This window comes from Methyloversatilis discipulorum (assembly GCF_018780585.1).
Lineage (GTDB): Bacteria > Pseudomonadota > Gammaproteobacteria > Burkholderiales > Rhodocyclaceae > Methyloversatilis > Methyloversatilis discipulorum_B.
This window is the reverse complement of record NZ_JADMJL010000023.1, coordinates 16,388-32,027: the sequence shown is the minus strand read 5'-3', so window position 1 is coordinate 32,027 and position 15,640 is coordinate 16,388. Positions and strand designations below refer to the sequence as shown.

At 67.6% G+C, this 15,640-nt stretch carries 15 protein-coding genes and 1 tRNA gene; 7 read left to right on the top strand and 9 right to left on the bottom strand.

The window, feature by feature from the left end; all coding sequences use genetic code 11:
* Positions 1-219: 219 nt before the first annotated feature.
* Complete coding sequence (gene efp / locus IV112_RS11865) at positions 220-777, bottom strand: elongation factor P (protein ID WP_019918995.1); 558 nt, start codon at positions 775-777, stop codon at positions 220-222.
* Positions 778-857: 80 nt separating this feature from the next.
* Entirely contained in the window at positions 858-1,988 is a 1,131-nt protein-coding gene (earP, locus tag IV112_RS11860) for an elongation factor P maturation arginine rhamnosyltransferase EarP (protein ID WP_304003718.1), read from the bottom strand.
* A gap of 115 nt (positions 1,989-2,103) precedes the next feature.
* Here earP and IV112_RS11855 point away from each other — a divergent pair, with 115 nt between their 5' ends.
* Positions 2,104-2,313 (top strand): hypothetical protein, encoded by a 210-nt coding sequence (locus tag IV112_RS11855; RefSeq protein ID WP_019918997.1) that lies wholly within the window; start codon positions 2,104-2,106, stop codon positions 2,311-2,313.
* Between the two features lie 116 nt (positions 2,314-2,429).
* Entirely contained in the window at positions 2,430-3,299 is an 870-nt protein-coding gene (locus tag IV112_RS11850) for an HDOD domain-containing protein (protein WP_304003717.1), read from the top strand.
* Between the two features lie 83 nt (positions 3,300-3,382).
* Here IV112_RS11850 and IV112_RS11845 read toward each other — a convergent pair whose 3' ends face one another.
* The 4 genes from IV112_RS11845 to IV112_RS11830 all read right to left on the bottom strand — a co-directional run bounded on the left by IV112_RS11845 (position 3,383) and on the right by IV112_RS11830 (position 8,606).
* A complete protein-coding gene (locus IV112_RS11845) occupies positions 3,383-4,516 on the bottom strand; it encodes a PEP-CTERM sorting domain-containing protein (RefSeq protein WP_304003715.1) in 1,134 nt (377 codons plus the stop codon).
* A gap of 189 nt (positions 4,517-4,705) precedes the next feature.
* Positions 4,706-6,607 (bottom strand): ATP-binding cassette domain-containing protein, encoded by a 1,902-nt coding sequence (locus IV112_RS11840; RefSeq protein ID WP_304003713.1) that lies wholly within the window; start codon positions 6,605-6,607, stop codon positions 4,706-4,708.
* Positions 6,608-6,672: 65 nt separating this feature from the next.
* Positions 6,673-7,605 (bottom strand): lysylphosphatidylglycerol synthase transmembrane domain-containing protein, encoded by a 933-nt coding sequence (locus IV112_RS11835; protein WP_304003712.1) that lies wholly within the window; start codon positions 7,603-7,605, stop codon positions 6,673-6,675.
* The gene (locus tag IV112_RS11830) at positions 7,602-8,606 is read right to left on the bottom strand and encodes a glycosyltransferase family 2 protein (protein WP_304003710.1); all 1,005 of its coding nucleotides are present in this window, start codon (positions 8,604-8,606) and stop codon (positions 7,602-7,604) included. Before IV112_RS11830 ends, IV112_RS11835 begins: the two co-directional genes overlap by 4 nt.
* An 86-nt stretch (positions 8,607-8,692) precedes the next feature.
* Here IV112_RS11830 and IV112_RS11825 point away from each other — a divergent pair, with 86 nt between their 5' ends.
* From IV112_RS11825 to IV112_RS11815, 3 genes are all read left to right on the top strand, one after another.
* On the top strand, positions 8,693-10,123 hold the full coding sequence (locus tag IV112_RS11825) for a glycosyltransferase family 39 protein (RefSeq protein WP_304003709.1): 1,431 nt from the start codon (positions 8,693-8,695) through the stop codon (positions 10,121-10,123).
* Positions 10,124-10,153: 30 nt separating this feature from the next.
* Positions 10,154-10,228 (top strand) — tRNA-Arg (locus IV112_RS11820).
* Positions 10,229-10,383: 155 nt separating this feature from the next.
* Positions 10,384-10,842 carry a putative metalloprotease CJM1_0395 family protein gene (locus tag IV112_RS11815; RefSeq protein ID WP_304003708.1) on the top strand — a complete coding sequence of 153 codons (459 nt, stop codon included), beginning with the start codon at positions 10,384-10,386 and terminating at the stop codon, positions 10,840-10,842.
* 12 nt (positions 10,843-10,854) lie between these two features.
* Here IV112_RS11815 and IV112_RS11810 read toward each other — a convergent pair whose 3' ends face one another.
* The gene (locus IV112_RS11810; RefSeq protein WP_304003707.1) at positions 10,855-11,133 is read right to left on the bottom strand and encodes a hypothetical protein; all 279 of its coding nucleotides are present in this window, start codon (positions 11,131-11,133) and stop codon (positions 10,855-10,857) included.
* A 58-nt stretch (positions 11,134-11,191) separates the two neighbouring features.
* On the opposite strand from IV112_RS11810, the gene IV112_RS11805 reads away from it, so the two are divergent.
* Complete coding sequence (locus IV112_RS11805; RefSeq protein ID WP_304003706.1) at positions 11,192-12,196, top strand: methyl-accepting chemotaxis protein; 1,005 nt, start codon at positions 11,192-11,194, stop codon at positions 12,194-12,196.
* A 26-nt stretch (positions 12,197-12,222) separates the two neighbouring features.
* Here the strand turns inward: IV112_RS11805 and IV112_RS11800 are convergent, their stop codons facing one another.
* Complete coding sequence (locus tag IV112_RS11800) at positions 12,223-14,424, bottom strand: RelA/SpoT family protein (protein WP_304003704.1); 2,202 nt, start codon at positions 14,422-14,424, stop codon at positions 12,223-12,225.
* A gap of 144 nt (positions 14,425-14,568) precedes the next feature.
* Between IV112_RS11800 and IV112_RS11795 the strand changes: the two genes are divergently transcribed.
* Positions 14,569-14,760 carry a YqaE/Pmp3 family membrane protein gene (locus IV112_RS11795; RefSeq protein ID WP_304003703.1) on the top strand — a complete coding sequence of 64 codons (192 nt, stop codon included), beginning with the start codon at positions 14,569-14,571 and terminating at the stop codon, positions 14,758-14,760.
* 9 nt (positions 14,761-14,769) lie between these two features.
* On the opposite strand, the gene IV112_RS11790 is transcribed toward IV112_RS11795, so the two are convergent.
* A complete protein-coding gene (locus tag IV112_RS11790; protein WP_304003701.1) occupies positions 14,770-15,594 on the bottom strand; it encodes a quinoprotein dehydrogenase-associated SoxYZ-like carrier in 825 nt (274 codons plus the stop codon).
* Between the last annotated feature and the right edge of the window lie 46 nt (positions 15,595-15,640).

Sequence of the window (15,640 nt, the reverse complement as noted above, 5' to 3'; positions counted from 1 at the left end):
CTATGTCCCGAAACAGCACGAAAACGCTTGCGCCGGAACATAGAATCTCCCACAAAAGCCCGGCCGCGGCGGCTGCGGTCTGCGGGCTTGAATTCAGGCCGCTCTCGCGGTCGCCGAGCCGCTCATGCAAGACAGCGACACCGGGCGAAAAAAAGCCCTGCACGATGGCAGGGCCTCTTTCGTCCGCCGACCGCCCGACTGCGCGGCCGGATCGGCTGCTTACTTCACGCGGTTCTTGTATTCGCCGGTGCGGGTGTCGATTTCGATCTTGTCGCCGATATCGCAGAACAGCGGCACCGCCACTTCGTAGCCGGTGTTGATCTTGGCAGGCTTGAGCACCTTGCCCGAGGTGTCGCCCTTGACGCCCGGCTCGGTGTAGATGATTTCACGCACCACCGAATTCGGCAGTTCGACCGAGATGGCACGACCTTCGTAGAACACGACTTCGCAGGCCATGCCGTCTTCGATGTAGTTCAGTGCGTCGCCCATGTTCTCGGCTTCGACTTCGTACTGGTTGTAGTCGGCATCCATGAAGGTGTAAAGCGGATCGGCGAAGTACGAGTAGGTGACTTCGCGGCGCTCCAGGATGACCACGTCGAACTTGTCGTCGGCCTTGTAGACCGTCTCCTGACCGGAGCCGGTCAGCAGATTCTTCATCTTCATCTTGACGACGGCGGCGTTGCGGCCCGACTTGTTGTATTCGGCCTTGAGCACGACCATGGCGTCGTTGCCAATTTTCACGACGTTGCCGGCGCGCAGTTCCTGAGCGGTTTTCATGCAGTGTTCCTGTGGGGGTTGAGGCCGCCATGCGAACCTTTGCAACCCCTGTTGCAACGCCCGTCGCGGCAAACCCGGCATTATATAGGTGTCTGATTAAACAACACAAGCTGGGTTGCGAGGTCGCTTATAGCCGCGAGCCGGGTCGCCCAGTCCTGCGCGTGTGCCGTCAGCAGCGGCAGGTCGGCAAGCGCGGCCAGCCAGTCGGCCGACGCGATCGCCGCCCCCCCGCTCCAGCCGTGATGCAGCGCGCGCAGGCGTGCTGCCGGCGCCGGGTCGAGGCCGGCCGAGTAGCGGTCGAGAAAGGCATCGAGCTTGGGCAGATGCGCCCCGTCGTCCTGCGGATAGATGTGCCACAGCAGTGGGCGGGCCGCCCACTGCGCGCGGACGAAGGAATCCTCACCGCGCACGATGTTCAGGTCGCAGTGCCAGAGCAGCGCGTCGTAGTCGTCCTGGTCCATGAAGGGCAATGCGCAGATCCGTAGCGCACCGTGCCGGATATCGTCGCCAGCCACCAGTGGCCTCGCCAGCACGCCGGCCAGCGCGATCAGCGCCCTGCCCTCAGGCACCCAGAGCTGGGTCGGCTGAGCGCGTGCAGCCAGCGCGTCGACCAGGGGCGACATCGACGGGCTTTCATAGCTGAACAGCGACACCTGGAGCGCTCCGGGCTGTGGCCGCATGCCGATACGCGCCCAGGTCGCATGCTGCAGCGCGGCATCCGCGCGCCACGCGTCGCGTCGGGCAAACAGGTCGCGCTCGCGCAACAGGCCGCCGGTGCGCGCGCTGAAGCCGGGGAAGAAGAAGTGCTTGGTCAGACCGGTGGCCGGGTCCTGCGAGGCGAGGCCATGACAGCCGTCCGCCCAGTCTTCGGCCGTCAGGTATTCGAGATTGATCCAGCGCGGCGGCACGGCCAGCGCCGCCATCGCCGCGACGAAGGTCGGCGGCAGATGGCAGGCGAAGGCTTCGATGACGCAGTGTGCGGGTTCGCAGTCGGGCAGCTCATCGGTCCAGTACCTCACCTCGACGCCCGGCTCGTCGGCGCCCTGTGGCTTGATCCGCGCCAGCGCCTGTGGCGCGTCCATCCAAAGCCTTACCGTCCAGCCGTGCTCGCGCGCCAGCGCGCGAGCGAGGCGCCAGCACACGCCGGCATCGCCGAAGTTGTCGACGACACGGCAGAACAGATCGCAATCCGGGCGTGGCCGGTGCTGCATCAGTGAGGAATCTTCACAAAGAGGGTGCGACATGCCTTCAAGTCCGCGAGTCAAACGTCGTAATCAGCAGAGCAGCAGCGATCAACCACCGTCAAACAGTATCAGGAGTCCCGACATGTCCATGCCGCGCCCGACGTCCGAAACACTGGGTTTTCGCCATCATCGCCGTCCGCTGAAGTCGGACGAGCGCATTCCCGCCATGCCGAGCCTGCTCGACCAGATCGCGCAGATCAACGCGATGACGATGGTGGCCGAGGCCGATGGCGACGCCGACAACGACAGCTGGCCGGACGCCGACGGCGACGAGGACGACGACGGAAGCTGAGGCCCGCCGGTGAACGCCCTGCGCAGCTTGCAGACAGACACACGCTTCATGGCGTCACCTCTTCAGTAGGCCGCGCGCGGAGCCGTTAACAGGTCATCGTCCACAGGACCTGACACATGCGCGACGCGTCGAACGCCACCCTGGAGGGCTGGGTCGCTTTCATGAGCGACAAGCCGCTGCCGGTACTTGCCCGCACCACCCGCGAACTGGCCCAGTTGCGGGAGACCGAAAACACGGTCAGCGCCCGCACCATCGCCCAAGTCATCCTGCACGATCCGCTGATGACGCTGCGCGTGCTCGCCTTCATCGAAGCGAAGCGCGGCCGCAGCCAGCATACCGACATCACGACGATCGAACGGGCGCTGATGATGATAGGCATCACGCCCTTCTTCAATCATTTCGAGTCGCTCCCGACGCTGGAGGAGCACCTGCACGCACACCCGCAGGCACTTCTCGGCGTCATGCGCGTGATCGCGCGGGCGCGCAAGGCGTCGGGCTGGGCTCGCGAGTGGGCACTGATGCGCCACGACATCGACGTCGACGAGATCACCGTCGCCACGCTGCTTCACGACGTGGCGGAAATCCTCTGCTGGGTGTTCGCGCCGAAGCTGTCGCTGAAGCTGCGCGACCTGCTGCGCGCCAATCCGACGATGCGCACGGCGGCCGCGCAGAAGGTGGTGTTCAACGTCACTTCGCACGATCTGCAGGTGGCGCTGGCCAAGGCCTGGCGACTGCCGGCGCTGCTGGTCGAACTGATGGGCGGCTCCGCCCACCCGTCGCCGCGCGTACGCAACGTGCAGTACGCGGTCAATCTGGCCCGTCACAGCGCCAAGGGCTGGGACGACCCGGCGTTGCCGGACGATTTCAAGGACATCGAGGAGCTGTTGCGGATCAGCCACGAAACGCTGCTCGGCCGCCTGGGTCTGCCGATGGACGGCTCGCCGCCGCCGACGCTCCCCGATCACGCCGCCCCGGACGCGGACTGACGCCGTCCGACGCCATCACAACGACAAAGGCCACCCGCGGGTGGCCTTTGTCGTTCACGTGCGGCGTGCCGCAGAAGCCGCGATCAGCCGCGACGGCGGCGCAGCGCGCCGACCCCGGCCAGCGCCGCGGCGATCAGCGCCAGCGAACCGGGCTCGGGCACATTGATGTCCGTATGCGCCTGGGTGCCGATGAACAGCTTCTCGTCACCGCCGTTCAGCGCGTACCGGTCGAAACAGTTGCCGACGTCCTGGTTCTGACGCGGCGCTTCCCGCACGGTACCGAAGCCGTCCTCGCTGCCACAGCCGAGGCGGTAGTCGACATGGATCGCGTAGTCGCTCAGATCGCCGCCGAGCAGGCTGGCAATCAGTGCGTCGAGCTCGGTCATCACGATGGCGTAGGCAGCGCGGTCACCACCCAGATTGTGCTCGACCTTGCGGTCATAGGGACCGGCGCAATCGACGATGACTTCGCCGCCGGGCACCGTTGCCAGACAGACCGGACCACCGGAGCGCACGAAATCGGCGAGCACCGGTTCGACACGACCTGCTTCGGTCAGCGCGCCGGGCGCGGTGTACAGGTCGGAGCCGCCGAGAATGATGCCAGAGCCACCCGAGCCGTCGAAGGTCGGCAGACCGCCGTAGACCGACACGCCATCCTGGTCGAAGTCATTGCTCAGGTCGAAGCGGCCGAGGATGGTGCCGGTGCTGATCTGCGACACCTCGACGCGCATCCACGCCGCCAGACTGGCGCGGTCCTCGCCGGAGCCGATTTCGTTGTTGGCGAAGAAGAACACCAGCGAGTTTTCGTCGAAGTTCAGTTCGGCATTGAGTGCCGACAGGCTGGCATCCCACCAGCCGGAGCGATCCCAGCTGCCATCAAGCACACCGGCCAGACTGTTGGGTTCGTTTGCGGTCGTGGTGCGGAAGCCTTCGGTGGTGTTCGCCTGCGGGGTGTCGAAGGCGTCGTCGACACCGGGTGTGCCGTTACTGGTCTGGCCGTCGGCGCCCAGGCCGAGTTTGGTGAAGATATCGATCTGGCCCGGCCCGGCCATCACTTCGAGACCGGAAATCGGCAGCGAATAGGAACGGGCATCGCCGTAGGTGACCCAACCGACGTTCTCAAGATCGACGGTCGGTGCGGCGTGTGCGGCGTTGATGCCGGCAAGGGCCGCAGCCAGTGCGGCGAGACGAACCTTCCGGCGGAAGGGGATGGTCATGATCTGTCTCCTGGGTTCTTGTCACGACGACAAGGGAAATTTTCCCGAGCTGTCATCGATCGTGTAGCAAGTCATATTCCAGAAAAACAGGGTGTTACACAAAACTGAAATATATGAAGTTTTTTACCTATCTCGGATAGCACCGTTCTCCGGGCCAGGCGCTGTAAATAAATCCGACAGAAACCGGGCTCAGCGACGCGATTCCAGTTCTTCCCAGCGCAGCATGGCGGCGTCGATTTCGGCCGCCAGCGCGCCCAGCCGGGTCGACACGACGGCCGCTTCGGGACCGGCCAATGCGCCGCTCGACAACCGTGCGGTCAGTGAGGTCTGTTCGTCCTCCAGCGCAGCGATACGGTCGGGCAAGCTGTCCAGTTCCTTCTGTTCCTTGAAGCTGAGCTTGCTCTTCGGCGCCGCGGCCGGCTTGTCGGCCTTGACCGGCGAAGCCGCGGGCGCTGGCGGCGCTGATTTTGCCGGCGTGGCGGCGGGCGACGCCGGCGCGGCCGGGCGCTGGGCAATCCAGTCGCTGTAGCCGCCGACATATTCGCGCCAGCGACCGTCACCTTCGTAGGCGATGGTCTGCGTCACGACGGCGTCGAGGAAGGCGCGGTCGTGCGACACCAGCAGCACCGTGCCGTCGTAGTCCTGCAGCAGCTGTTCGAGCAGGTCCAGCGTTTCCATGTCGAGGTCGTTGGTCGGCTCGTCCAGCACCAGCACGTTGGCCGGTCGCGCGAACAACCGCGCCAGCAGCAGCCGGTTGCGCTCGCCGCCGGACAGCGACTCGACCTTGGCGCGCGCGCGCTGAGGCGGGAACAGGAAGTCGCCGAGATAGCCGATCACGTGCGTGCGCTTGCCGCCGATCTCGACAAAATCCGAACCCGGGCTGATCACCTCGGCCAGCGTGGCCGATTCGTCGAGCTGGGTGCGGAACTGGTCGAAGTAGGCGACCTGGATGCGGCTGCCGGTGCGCACACGCCCTTCGTCCGCCTCCAGCTGACCGAGGATGAGCTTGAGCAGCGTGGTCTTGCCAGCGCCGTTCGGGCCGATCAGGCCCACCTTGTCGCCACGCACGATGCGGGTCGAGAAGTCGCGAACGATGGGGCGATCGCCGTAGCGCTTGCTCACGCCCTCCAGTTCCGCCACCAGTTCGCCGGACGCTTCGCCGCGATCCAGCCCGATGCGGGCGCGTCCCATCTGTTCGCGCCGCGCCTCGCGCCGTGCGCGCAGTTCGTCGAGCCGCTTTACACGGAACTGGGCCCGCGTGCGGCGCGCCTCGACGCCCTTGCGTATCCACACCTCCTCCTGCGCCAGCAGCTTGTCGGCCCGTGCCGATTCCAGCGCCTCGGCCGCCAGTTCGTCGGCCTTGCGCGCGACGTACTGCGCGTAGCGGCCGGGGTAGCTGCGCAGCAGGCCGCGGTCCAGTTCGATGATCCGGGTGGCAAAGCTGTCGAGGAAGCGCCGGTCGTGCGTGATGACCAGGCTGGCGCCGCGGAAATCGTTGAGCAGCGCTTCCAGCCAGGCGATGCCGTCGAGGTCGAGGTGGTTGGTCGGTTCGTCCAGCAGCAGCATGTCCGGCTCGGCGACCAGCGCGCGCGCCAGCGCCACGCGCTTGAGCATGCCGCCGGACAGTGATTCCACGGTCGCGTCGCCCGGCAGGTTGAGCCGCACCAGCGCCTGTTCGATGCGCTGCTCGAAACGCCAGGCCTGGTGGTGCTCCAGCGCGTCCTGCAGTTCGGCCATGCGGTCGAGCTTGCTCTCGTCGCCGTGCGCGACCGCCTCGGCCACGTCGTGATAGTCGATCAGCAGTTGCGACAGCTCGCCCAGGCCCTGCGCGATGGCATCGAACACGCGGGCACCGGCGGCGAACTGCGGCTCCTGCGCAACGTAGGCGATCTTCGTGCCGGGCTGACGCCAGACGATGCCGTCGTCGAGTGCCGCATCGCCTGCGAGGATTTTCAGCAGGCTGGACTTGCCAGTGCCGTTGCGGCCGATCAGCGCCAGCCGCTCGCCTGGTTCGACCACCAGCGCGGTGTGGTCCAGCAGTGGCAGGTCGCCGAAGGCAAGGCAGGCATTGTCGAGGGTGATCAGCGGCATGGTGGGCGGCGTGCGGGGGCGGTTCGGAGGCGGGCGCGCAGTATACGCCCTGCCCCGGCGGTGACTCAGCCCACGCGCGGCACCGCTTGCGGCCGGCAGGCGAACAGCGAGCCGCCCAGCGCCGCCTGCAGCAGACCGAATACGCCGTAGATCAGCGCCACGGCGACCGCCTGCGCGGCCGGCACACCGAAGACGGCGAGCACCGCCGCCGCCGCCGCTTCACGCGTACCCCAGCCGCCGACGCTGACCGGCAGCGCCGCCATCAGGAAGATCGGCGCCGCTGCCGTCGCCCACACGGCCGGCGACAGGTCGAGCCCGAGGGCGCGGCCGCCGCAGGCGAGCGCGGCAATCGACAGCACCTGCACGACAAGCGAAGCGCCCATCTGCAGCGCGTACTGCTGCAGCACGCGCGGGCGCCGCAATCGCGACTGCAGGCGCGCCAGCGCGGCGAGCGCGCGAGCGCCGCTGATAGGCCACGCAATCACGAGCAGTGGCGCGGTGAGCAGCAGCACGGCCGCCACCGCGCACGACAGGTCGATCCAGACAGACGGCAGCGGCAATGGGAGTGCGATGGAGGATGCAGCGAACGGCAATGCGCCGGCACCGAGTGCCAGCAGCACCCAAAGGCCACTGACGCGGTCCAGCAGCACCGACAGGCCGGCGTCGAGTGTCGGCAGACCGGCCTGACGCAGCGCCAGCGCGCGATACAGATCGCCGCCGACGACGGCCCCCGGCAGCAGTGCGTTCAGCGCCATTGCACGGAAGTAGGCGAGCAGCGCGAACGAGGGGCTGACGGCCGCACCGAGCCAGGCCGTGAGCGCGCGCCAGCGCAGGGCCGATGCGACGTTGGACAGCAGCGCGGCGACCAGGCCAAGCAGCAGCCAGTCACGGTCGGCGCGTCGCAAGGTATCGACCAGAACCGCTGGCTCCGCCACATGAATCACCGCCGCCAGCAGCCCGCCGGCTGCCGCGAGGCGCAGCGCGGCGCCGCGCGTCATCGCGCCTCCGGCTCCTGCGCGTGGTACTGCGGCCGGCCACGACCTTCGTGATAGATGCGGATGAGCAGTTCGCCGATCAGGCCGGCAACGATGAGCTGAACGCCCATCAGCAGCAGCATGACGCCGGCCATCAGCAGCGGCCGGCCGCCGATGTCCTCGCCGAACAGCTTGAGCAGGCCCATCCAGCCGAGGATGGCGGCACCGGGTGTGGCCAGCCACAGGCCGAGCGCTCCAAACGCGTGCAGCGGACGCTGGCGGTAGCGCATGAAGAAGACGATCAGCACCAGGTCGAGGATGACGCGGAAGGTGCGGTCTATGCCGTACTTCGACACGCCGCGCGTGCGCGCGTGGTGACGCACCGGCACTTCGGCGATGCGCGCACCGGCGTCGCGCGCCAGCGACGGGATGAAGCGGTGCAGTTCGCCGTACAGCCGGATGCGGTCGATGATGTCCCGCCGGTACGCCTTCAGCGCACAGCCGTAGTCGTGCAGATACACGCCGGTCGAGGCGGAAATGAGCTTGTTTGCGATGAGCGACGGCAGCCGGCGCGACAGCGCCTTGTCCTGCCGCTGCTGGCGCCAGCCGGAAATCATGTCGACGTCGGGATCCGTGTCGAGGCGGTCGAGCATCGCCGGAATGTCGAGCGGGTCGTTCTGCAGATCGCCGTCGAGCGTCACCACGTAGCGACCGCGCACACGGTCGAAGCCGGCCTGCAGCGCGCTCGACTGACCGTAGTTGCGCACCAGAAGCACCGGCCGCAGCCACGGGCGTTCGGCCACCAGCCGCGTCAGCAGCGCGCCGCTGCCGTCGCGCGAGCCGTCGTCGACGACGATCAGCTCGAAGCGGCGGCCGGTCGGGGCCAGTGCGGCGTGGATGCGATCGACCAGATCGCCGAGATTGTCGAATTCGTTGAACACCGGCACGACGACGGACACCTCCGGCGCCTCGGCGGTGGCACGCGCCGGCGACTCCGGCTGGGCGAATTCGAGAACCTGGGGCATGGGCGGATGATCCGGCATGAAGAGCCGTCATCGTGCAGCGCCGCGGTTAACGCCAAATTAAAGATCTGCGGCGACACTGCGACGCCATGAACGCCCCTGCTTCCACCCCGTCGCACCGCGCCCCGTGGCTGCTGCTCCTGCTCTATTTCGGCGCCCACATCGTGGCTCGCACGCTGGTGTCCGACGCGCTCGAACTGGACGAGGCCGAGCAGGCGCTGTGGACCCAGCAACTGGCCGCCGGCTACGGCACGCAGCCGCCGCTTTACACATGGCTGCAGTGGGCTGTGTTCCAGGTGGCGGGCGTGTCGGTACTGTCGCTGTCGCTGCTTAAGAACACGCTGCTCGCATCGACCTACGCCTTCGTCTGGCTGGCCGCGCGCCGGCTGATGGCGCCGCCGCTGGCGCTGCTCGCCGCGGCGTCCATGCTGCTGATTCCGCAGATCGGCTGGGAATCGCAGCGCGACCTGACGCATTCGGTGCTGGCCACCGCCGTCGCCGCCGCCACGCTCTATGTCGTCGTGCGACTGATCGAGAAGCCGCGCCCGCTGCTCTACCTGGCGCTCGGCCTGTGCGCAGCGCTCGGCCTGCTGTCCAAATACAGTTTCGCGGTCTATCTGGCCGCACTCGGCCTGGCGGTGCTGCTGTCGCGCGACACGCGGCCCATGCTGCGCAGCCCGTGGCTGATCGCGGCGGCGCTGCTGGCGCTCGTCGTGCTCGCGCCGCACGCGCTGTGGCTGCTCGACAACTGGCAGCTGGCCAGCGCCCGCACGCTGGAAAAGCTGGACGCCGTGCCCGGCGTGGCGGGCGGCGTCGTGCGCGGCCTGAGCAGCCTGCTCGGCGCCACGCTGGCCACACTGGCCGCACTCGCGCTCGCCTTCGCCGCGATCTTCGGCCGCGCCGCGTGGGCGCCCACCGCCGCATCGCCACACTGCCGCCTGTGGGGCCGCTATCTCGGACTGCTGGCGCTGCTGATGATCGCGCTGGTGGTGGTCGGCGGCGCCACCCATTTCAAGGGTCGCTGGCTGCAGCCGCTGCTGTTCATGGCGCCGCTGGCCTTCTTCTGCTGCCGACCGCATCTGTCCGCACACCCGCACTTGAGCTGGCTGCGCGGCACGCTCATCGTGTTCGCGCTGCTCTACCTCTTCATGGCCAGCATGCGGCCGGTATTCGACGGCTGGCGCAACCGGCCGGACGAACTGAACGAACCCGCGGCCGAACTGGCGCTCGCGCTGCGCAGCGCCGGCTACGACGGCCGCGCGCCCATCGTCACCCACGATGCGGTGCTCGGCGGCGTACTGCGCCTGCGCTTTCCGCAGGCGCAGGTCGTCGTCTGGAAGGACGACGCACCCGCTCCGCAGGTGCCGCCGGGCGCTCACCTGCTGATCGGCCGCGGCGAAGCGGGCCGCGCGATGTTCGACCGCGCCGGCACGGGCGACTATGCCCTGCTCCGCCTGCGCTACCGCCACGCCCACCCCGGCCACCCGCCGATCGAATACCGCTACACCCTCGTCCGCTGACGCGGCGCGCGGTTACAATCGCGCCCCTGCGGCTCCATAGTTGAATGGATACAACAACCCCCTCCTAAGGGGTAGGTACAGGTTCGATTCCTGTTGGGGCCGCCAGCCCCGCGCACGCGCATCCGGCGCACTGTCTATAGTGGATATTCATGCGCCGGCCGCCTGCTGCGGTGACCGGTGTCGAGGCCATCCGGGACATCGCGCCGATGAATATCTCCGCTCCGAGCTCTCCCTCCGCCACGCTTTCGGCCGCCTCGCGCATGCGAGCCGCGGGTGAATTCAGCCCGGAAGAAACCGAACAGCTGCGCGCACTGCAGGCGCGCGACCGAGAGGTGAGACAGCACGAGCAGGCGCATCAGGCGGCGGCCGGTGGTCTGGCCACGTCGGGCGCGAACTACAGCTTCCAGCGAGGTCCGGACGGCGTGAATTACGCCGTCGGCGGCGAAGTGAGTCTGGACGTGTCACCCGGCCGCACGCCGGAAGAGACGCTGCGCCGCGCGCGACAGATCAGCGCCGCCGCGCTGGCGCCGGCCGAGCCATCCGGGCAGGACCTCGCGGTCGCCGCAAGGGCGGCGCAGATGGCTCGCCAGGCCGAAGCCGAACTGGCGGCCGCGACCGAGGGATCGGTTGCACGTCCGGACGTCGCGGCCCGCACACCGCTGCTGATCTATGCGGAGCCGCGGCCGGCACAGCGCCCATCGATAGACGTCCCCGCCTGATCCCTCCGGCCGTCACGTGGCGCCAGACCGACCTTGTTCGTACATCAGGGAAATTTTCACACCAGAACCCTTGAGAACCCCAAGGGCATTGTCGATATGACTTTCGTCGTACAAAACAAGACCAGAAGAAAGGACTATCGACGTGACGAAAACGGGCTCTTTGAGAGGTGATGACCTTGCCGTGTGGCTGGCGCTGGCGGTCAGCGCGGGCGGTGCAGTACTGAGCGTGACCCGGCCTTCCGGCTGGGCAACGACGGCGCTGATCACGCTGGCGATTGCCAGTCTGGTCATCGCACAGATGCTGAGCCGTCGGGCGCGGGCGCGACACGCAGCGCGACAGGCAGCCCGCATGGCGGAGATCGACCGCAATGTGCGGCAGTACGACGATCTGTGTGGAGCACTTGCGGGTGGCAGTCGGGAACAGTTCGAACGCTTGCGCGAGGCACTGACCCGTTCGCAGGACATCGTCGCCGGCGCCGCTGCCAATCTGCGAGAGAGCAACGGACGTTCGAACTTGCGAGAGATGGTGGAGGAACTGCTTGCACTGGCGACCGACGAGGAGCAGGCGCGCCGCCGCAGCGAGATCGAACAGTTCGCGCTCCGCACGCAGGAATCGTTGTCCGGCTTCGTGCGCACGGTGGAAACCTTGAGCGAAGGCAGCGCGGCGATCGGGCAGCGCTTCGACGGCGTACGCAACAAGCTCGAGCAGGTGCGCGGACTGATCGGCCAGGTCAACCAGATCAATCGCCAGACGGAACTGCTGGCGCTCAACGCCGCCATCGAGGCAGCACGCGCGGGCGAAGCCGGACGCGGCTTCGCCGTGGTGGCGGACGAAGTGCGCAAACTGGCGCAACGTACTGAAACCTTCAGCACCGAAATCAGCGCGCTGCTTGGCGACGTGCATGGTGCGATCAGCGAGGCCGGTGAAGCCGTCGCCGCTTCAGCCAGCACCGACATCGGCTCGGCGCGTGAATCTGAGGAGCGCGCCGCCCAGTTGTGGCAACAGATGTCCGACATCAACCGCCATGCCACCGAACAGGCAGAGCGCATCAATCGCCTGTCATCGACCATACACGAGGCGGTGATGCAGGGCATGGTGTCGATGCAGTTCGAGGACATGGTGAGCCAGCTGCTGGCGAAAGTCAGCGAGCAGACCGAACTGATGGCGCGTTACGTGAACGGCGTGTTCGACGCGCACCGCGACCGCGAACAGCGCGACGGCATCGCCCGGGTCGAGAAACGCAACGAGGTGCTGTCACGCCTGCTGACCGACGCACGCGAGGCCGCACGGTCGATGACCCTGCAGTCCGGACCGCGCGGCACGATGAGCACCGGCGAGGTCGAACTGTTCTAGCGCACGGGTCGTCGGCGCGCCGGCAATCAGCCGCGCCGCGTCTCGACCACGCCGTCGACGTCGCGGATCAGCCCGAGCACCTTCTGGATCTGTCCGACGCCGGCGATCTCGACGGTGAAGCTCATGCGCGCCATGCCGGCCTTGGACTGCGTGCTGACCGCGGTGACGTTGATCTTCTCGCGCGACAGCACTTCGGATATGTCGCGCAGCAGCCCCTGACGGTCGTGCGCCTCGACGTGGATGTCGGCGGCGAAGCGCGCGTCCGGGTCGCGGCCGGCCACTTCGCCCCATTGCGCGTCGATCACCCGTTCCGGGTTGCGCGCCACCATATTGATGTAGTTCGGGCAGTCGCTGCGGTGGATGGCCACGCCGCGGCCGCGAGTCACGAAGCCGGAGATCGGGTCCGGCGGTGCCGGCTTGCAGCAGCGACCGAGCTGGGTCAGCAGCTTGCCGACGCCCTCGACCAGCACGCCACGCTCACCGGTGGCGCGCGGTGCGCGCGGCTTGATTTCCGGCTCGTCCGGCGGCGGCTCCTCGCCCTTCAGCGCGACGTGGATAGCGCGCGGGCCGACCTCGCCGTGCGCGCAGGCGATATGCATCGCATCGACGCTGTTGTAACCCAGCTTCTGCGACAGCTCTTCCAGACTGGTCTGGCTGGCGCCCTCGCGCGCCAGTTCGCGCGCCAGCCATGCACGGCCCTGGGCCAGCGTCTCGCCTTCCTCGATCTGGGCGAACCAGCGGCGCACCTTCACCCGCGCGTTGTGCGTGGTGATGTAGCCTTGCTGCGGCACCAGCCAGTCGCGCGACGGCCCGCCCTGCTTGGCGGCGATGATTTCGACCCGCTGACCGTTGTCGAGCGGCGTGTTCAGTGGCACCAGCTGGCCGTTCACGCGGGCACCGCGGCAGCGGTGGCCGAGGTCGGTGTGCAGGCGGTAGGCGAAGTCGACCGGCGTCGCGCCCTGTGGCAGGTCGATCACCTTGCCCTGCGGCGTCAGCACATAGATGGTGTCGTCGAGCGCGGCGCGCTTGAACTGTTCCACCCACTCCGAGTGGTCGGCGATTTCGTCGCGCCAGGACAGCAGCTGGCGCAGCCAGGCGATCTTGTCGTCGTAGTCCTTGTCCTGCCCCGACCCTTCCTTGTAGCGCCAGTGCGCAGCGACGCCCATCTCGGCGTGGCGGTGCATGTCGCGCGTACGGATCTGCACTTCGAGCGAGCGGCCGTCGGGCGCGATCACCGCGGTGTGCAGCGACTGGTAGTTGTTGCCCTTGGGCTGGGCGATGTAGTCGTCGAACTCGCGCGGCAGCGGATGCCAGAGCTGGTGCACGACGCCGAGCGCGCCGTAGCAGTCGCGCACCGAATCGACCAGCACGCGCAGCGCGCGCACGTCGTACACCTCGGAGAACTCCAGCTTCTTCGCCCGCATCTTGTTCCAGATGCTGTAGATGTGCTTCGGCCGCCCCTGAATCTCAGCCTTGATGCCGGCCGCCTCCAGTTCGGCCTTCAGCTTCACCATGGCGTCGGCGATGAAGGCCTCGCGCTCGACCCGCTTCTCGTCGAGCTGCTTGGCGATGCGCTTGTAGGTATCGGGTTCGAGGAAGCGGAAGGACAGATCTTCCAGTTCCCACTTGAGCTGCCAGACGCCCAGCCGGTTGGCCAGTGGCGCATAGATGTCGAGCGATTCCCGCGCCATGTCGAGGCGGTCGTCGTTCGGGTGGGCGGTGAGCCAGCGCAGGCTCTGCACACGCGAAGCCAGACGCAGCATGACCACGCGCACGTCGGCCACCATAGCCAGCACCATCTTGCGCAGCACCTCGGCCTGATCGCCGCCGGCGTCGTTGCCGGTCACGCTCTGCGAAGCATGGGCGCGGGTGATCAGGCGCAGGTTGTCGAGCCGCTGCAGGCCGGCGACCAGTTCGGCGACCGCCGGGCCGTACTGGGCAGCGATGTGTTCACTGGCGTCGTCCTGCACCTCGTGCAGCGGAAACAGCAGCGCCGCCAGCCGGGTTTCGAGGTCGAGCCGCAGCGAGGCGCAGATCAGCGCCTGGCCGACCACGTGCTCGTGCATCGGCTCGCCGGTGCCGAGCCAGCGCTCGGCGTACAGCGGCGTCACCATGTCGTGGGCGCGGCGCAGCGTGTCCGCTTCGGCGTCGCCCAGACCGTCGGTCAGCAATTCGAGTGTGGTGCGCGCCGCGTCGGCGCTGGAGAGGGAATGAACGACGGATACCATGCCGCGATTATCCCGGATTAGGCGGCGCGCAGCTTGCGGCGCAGCAGCATTGTCGGCACAACGGCGTCAGCGCGCGGTCCGGGCTTCAACTCGACCGCTTAATCTTGTACCGTTGAGCGCACTTCGCTCAACCGGGAGTCCGTCATGCGACTGCTGCTCGCAATCTTTCTGCCCTTCACGGTGTTCTTCACCATCGGCCGCCCGGTGGCCGGCATCATCTGTCTCATCCTGCAGCTCACGCTGCTGGGCTGGATTCCGGCCGCGCTGTGGGCGGTCTATGCGCTGAGCCAGTACAAGACCGAGAAGAAGATCGAGGAAGCGCTCAGCCGGCGCTGAGCGCCCGACTCACTTCGACCTGGCGAGCGCGCCGCCCTTCACGGCGACGGTCTGGGTGAAGGAGAGGTCCTTCGAGTCGATCACCTTCGCCTGCAGTTCGCCACCTTCCTGCGGCTTGAACTGGAAGCGCAGCTGCGGGTTTTCGCTCAATGCGAAGTCGACGTCGGCCGTCAGCAGCGTGCGGCCGGCGTAGCTCACCTCGATGCGGCGCACGAAGTGGGCCGGCGTGAAGTGGCGGGTGACCTGGTCCATCTGCATGCCGTTCAGGTTGGGATGGCTCACCATCAGCGTCGCGGCCGCGGCACTTCCGGCGTCGTTCTCGACCTTGAGCTTCAGTCTGCCCAGCCGCGCCATCGCCTCCTCGAAGTCCTTGCCAGCCGGCGCCGAACAGCCGCCGGATGCGCGGACGAACTTGCTCGACGCGTGCAGCTTGCCGTCGCTGGTTTCGGCCACCGCGCGCATCCAGGTGTACTGCTCGACGCGGACGCGGGTTTCGATGTCGGCGCGCCCTGCCTCCGGGCTCAGCGTGATCGCGGCGGCCACCGGCGTCGGGTTGCCGTCGATGATGAGCCACAGCTTGCGGATGTGCCGCTGCGGGGTCTGGTCGATCCGCGCACGCAGCGCCACCGGCACCACGGCGGCGTCCTCGGCGCGGAAAGGCGCCTCGATTTCGATCACCTCGTTCGACTCGACGATTTCGCGTCCGGCGAACACCGTGGCCCGCACGCCCTGCCAGACTTCGGTGTCGGACGACGGCTCATCGGCCGCACCGGCCGGCAGCAGCCACAGCGCGGCGCAGGTGCACAGCAGCGCGCGCAAGGAATTCAGGGGCATGGCGGTCTCCTCCGTTGTCGTTTGACTGCGATTGAACGCGCCACCG

Excerpts from the sequence above, each read along its gene's own strand:
- IV112_RS11855 (WP_019918997.1), top strand. The coding sequence starts at position 2,104 with ATGTCCATGCCGCGCCCGACGTCCGAAACACTGGGTTTTCGCCATCAT.
- IV112_RS11850 (WP_304003717.1), top strand. The coding sequence starts at position 2,430 with ATGCGCGACGCGTCGAACGCCACCCTGGAGGGCTGGGTCGCTTTCATG.
- IV112_RS11805 (WP_304003706.1), top strand. The coding sequence starts at position 11,192 with ATGGCGGAGATCGACCGCAATGTGCGGCAGTACGACGATCTGTGTGGA.
- efp (WP_019918995.1), bottom strand. The coding sequence starts at position 777 with ATGAAAACCGCTCAGGAACTGCGCGCCGGCAACGTCGTGAAAATTGGC.
- earP (WP_304003718.1), bottom strand. The coding sequence starts at position 1,988 with ATGCAGCACCGGCCACGCCCGGATTGCGATCTGTTCTGCCGTGTCGTC.
- IV112_RS11815 (WP_304003708.1), top strand. The coding sequence starts at position 10,384 with ATGCGAGCCGCGGGTGAATTCAGCCCGGAAGAAACCGAACAGCTGCGC.
- IV112_RS11800 (WP_304003704.1), bottom strand. The coding sequence starts at position 14,424 with ATGGTATCCGTCGTTCATTCCCTCTCCAGCGCCGACGCGGCGCGCACC.
- IV112_RS11840 (WP_304003713.1), bottom strand. The coding sequence starts at position 6,607 with ATGCCGCTGATCACCCTCGACAATGCCTGCCTTGCCTTCGGCGACCTG.
- IV112_RS11810 (WP_304003707.1), bottom strand. The coding sequence starts at position 11,133 with ATGACCAGACTGGCAATCGCCAGCGTGATCAGCGCCGTCGTTGCCCAG.
- IV112_RS11830 (WP_304003710.1), bottom strand. The coding sequence starts at position 8,606 with ATGCCCCAGGTTCTCGAATTCGCCCAGCCGGAGTCGCCGGCGCGTGCC.
- IV112_RS11795 (WP_304003703.1), top strand. The coding sequence starts at position 14,569 with ATGCGACTGCTGCTCGCAATCTTTCTGCCCTTCACGGTGTTCTTCACC.
- IV112_RS11790 (WP_304003701.1), bottom strand. The coding sequence starts at position 15,594 with ATGCCCCTGAATTCCTTGCGCGCGCTGCTGTGCACCTGCGCCGCGCTG.
- IV112_RS11845 (WP_304003715.1), bottom strand. The coding sequence starts at position 4,516 with ATGACCATCCCCTTCCGCCGGAAGGTTCGTCTCGCCGCACTGGCTGCG.
- IV112_RS11825 (WP_304003709.1), top strand. The coding sequence starts at position 8,693 with ATGAACGCCCCTGCTTCCACCCCGTCGCACCGCGCCCCGTGGCTGCTG.
- IV112_RS11835 (WP_304003712.1), bottom strand. The coding sequence starts at position 7,605 with ATGACGCGCGGCGCCGCGCTGCGCCTCGCGGCAGCCGGCGGGCTGCTG.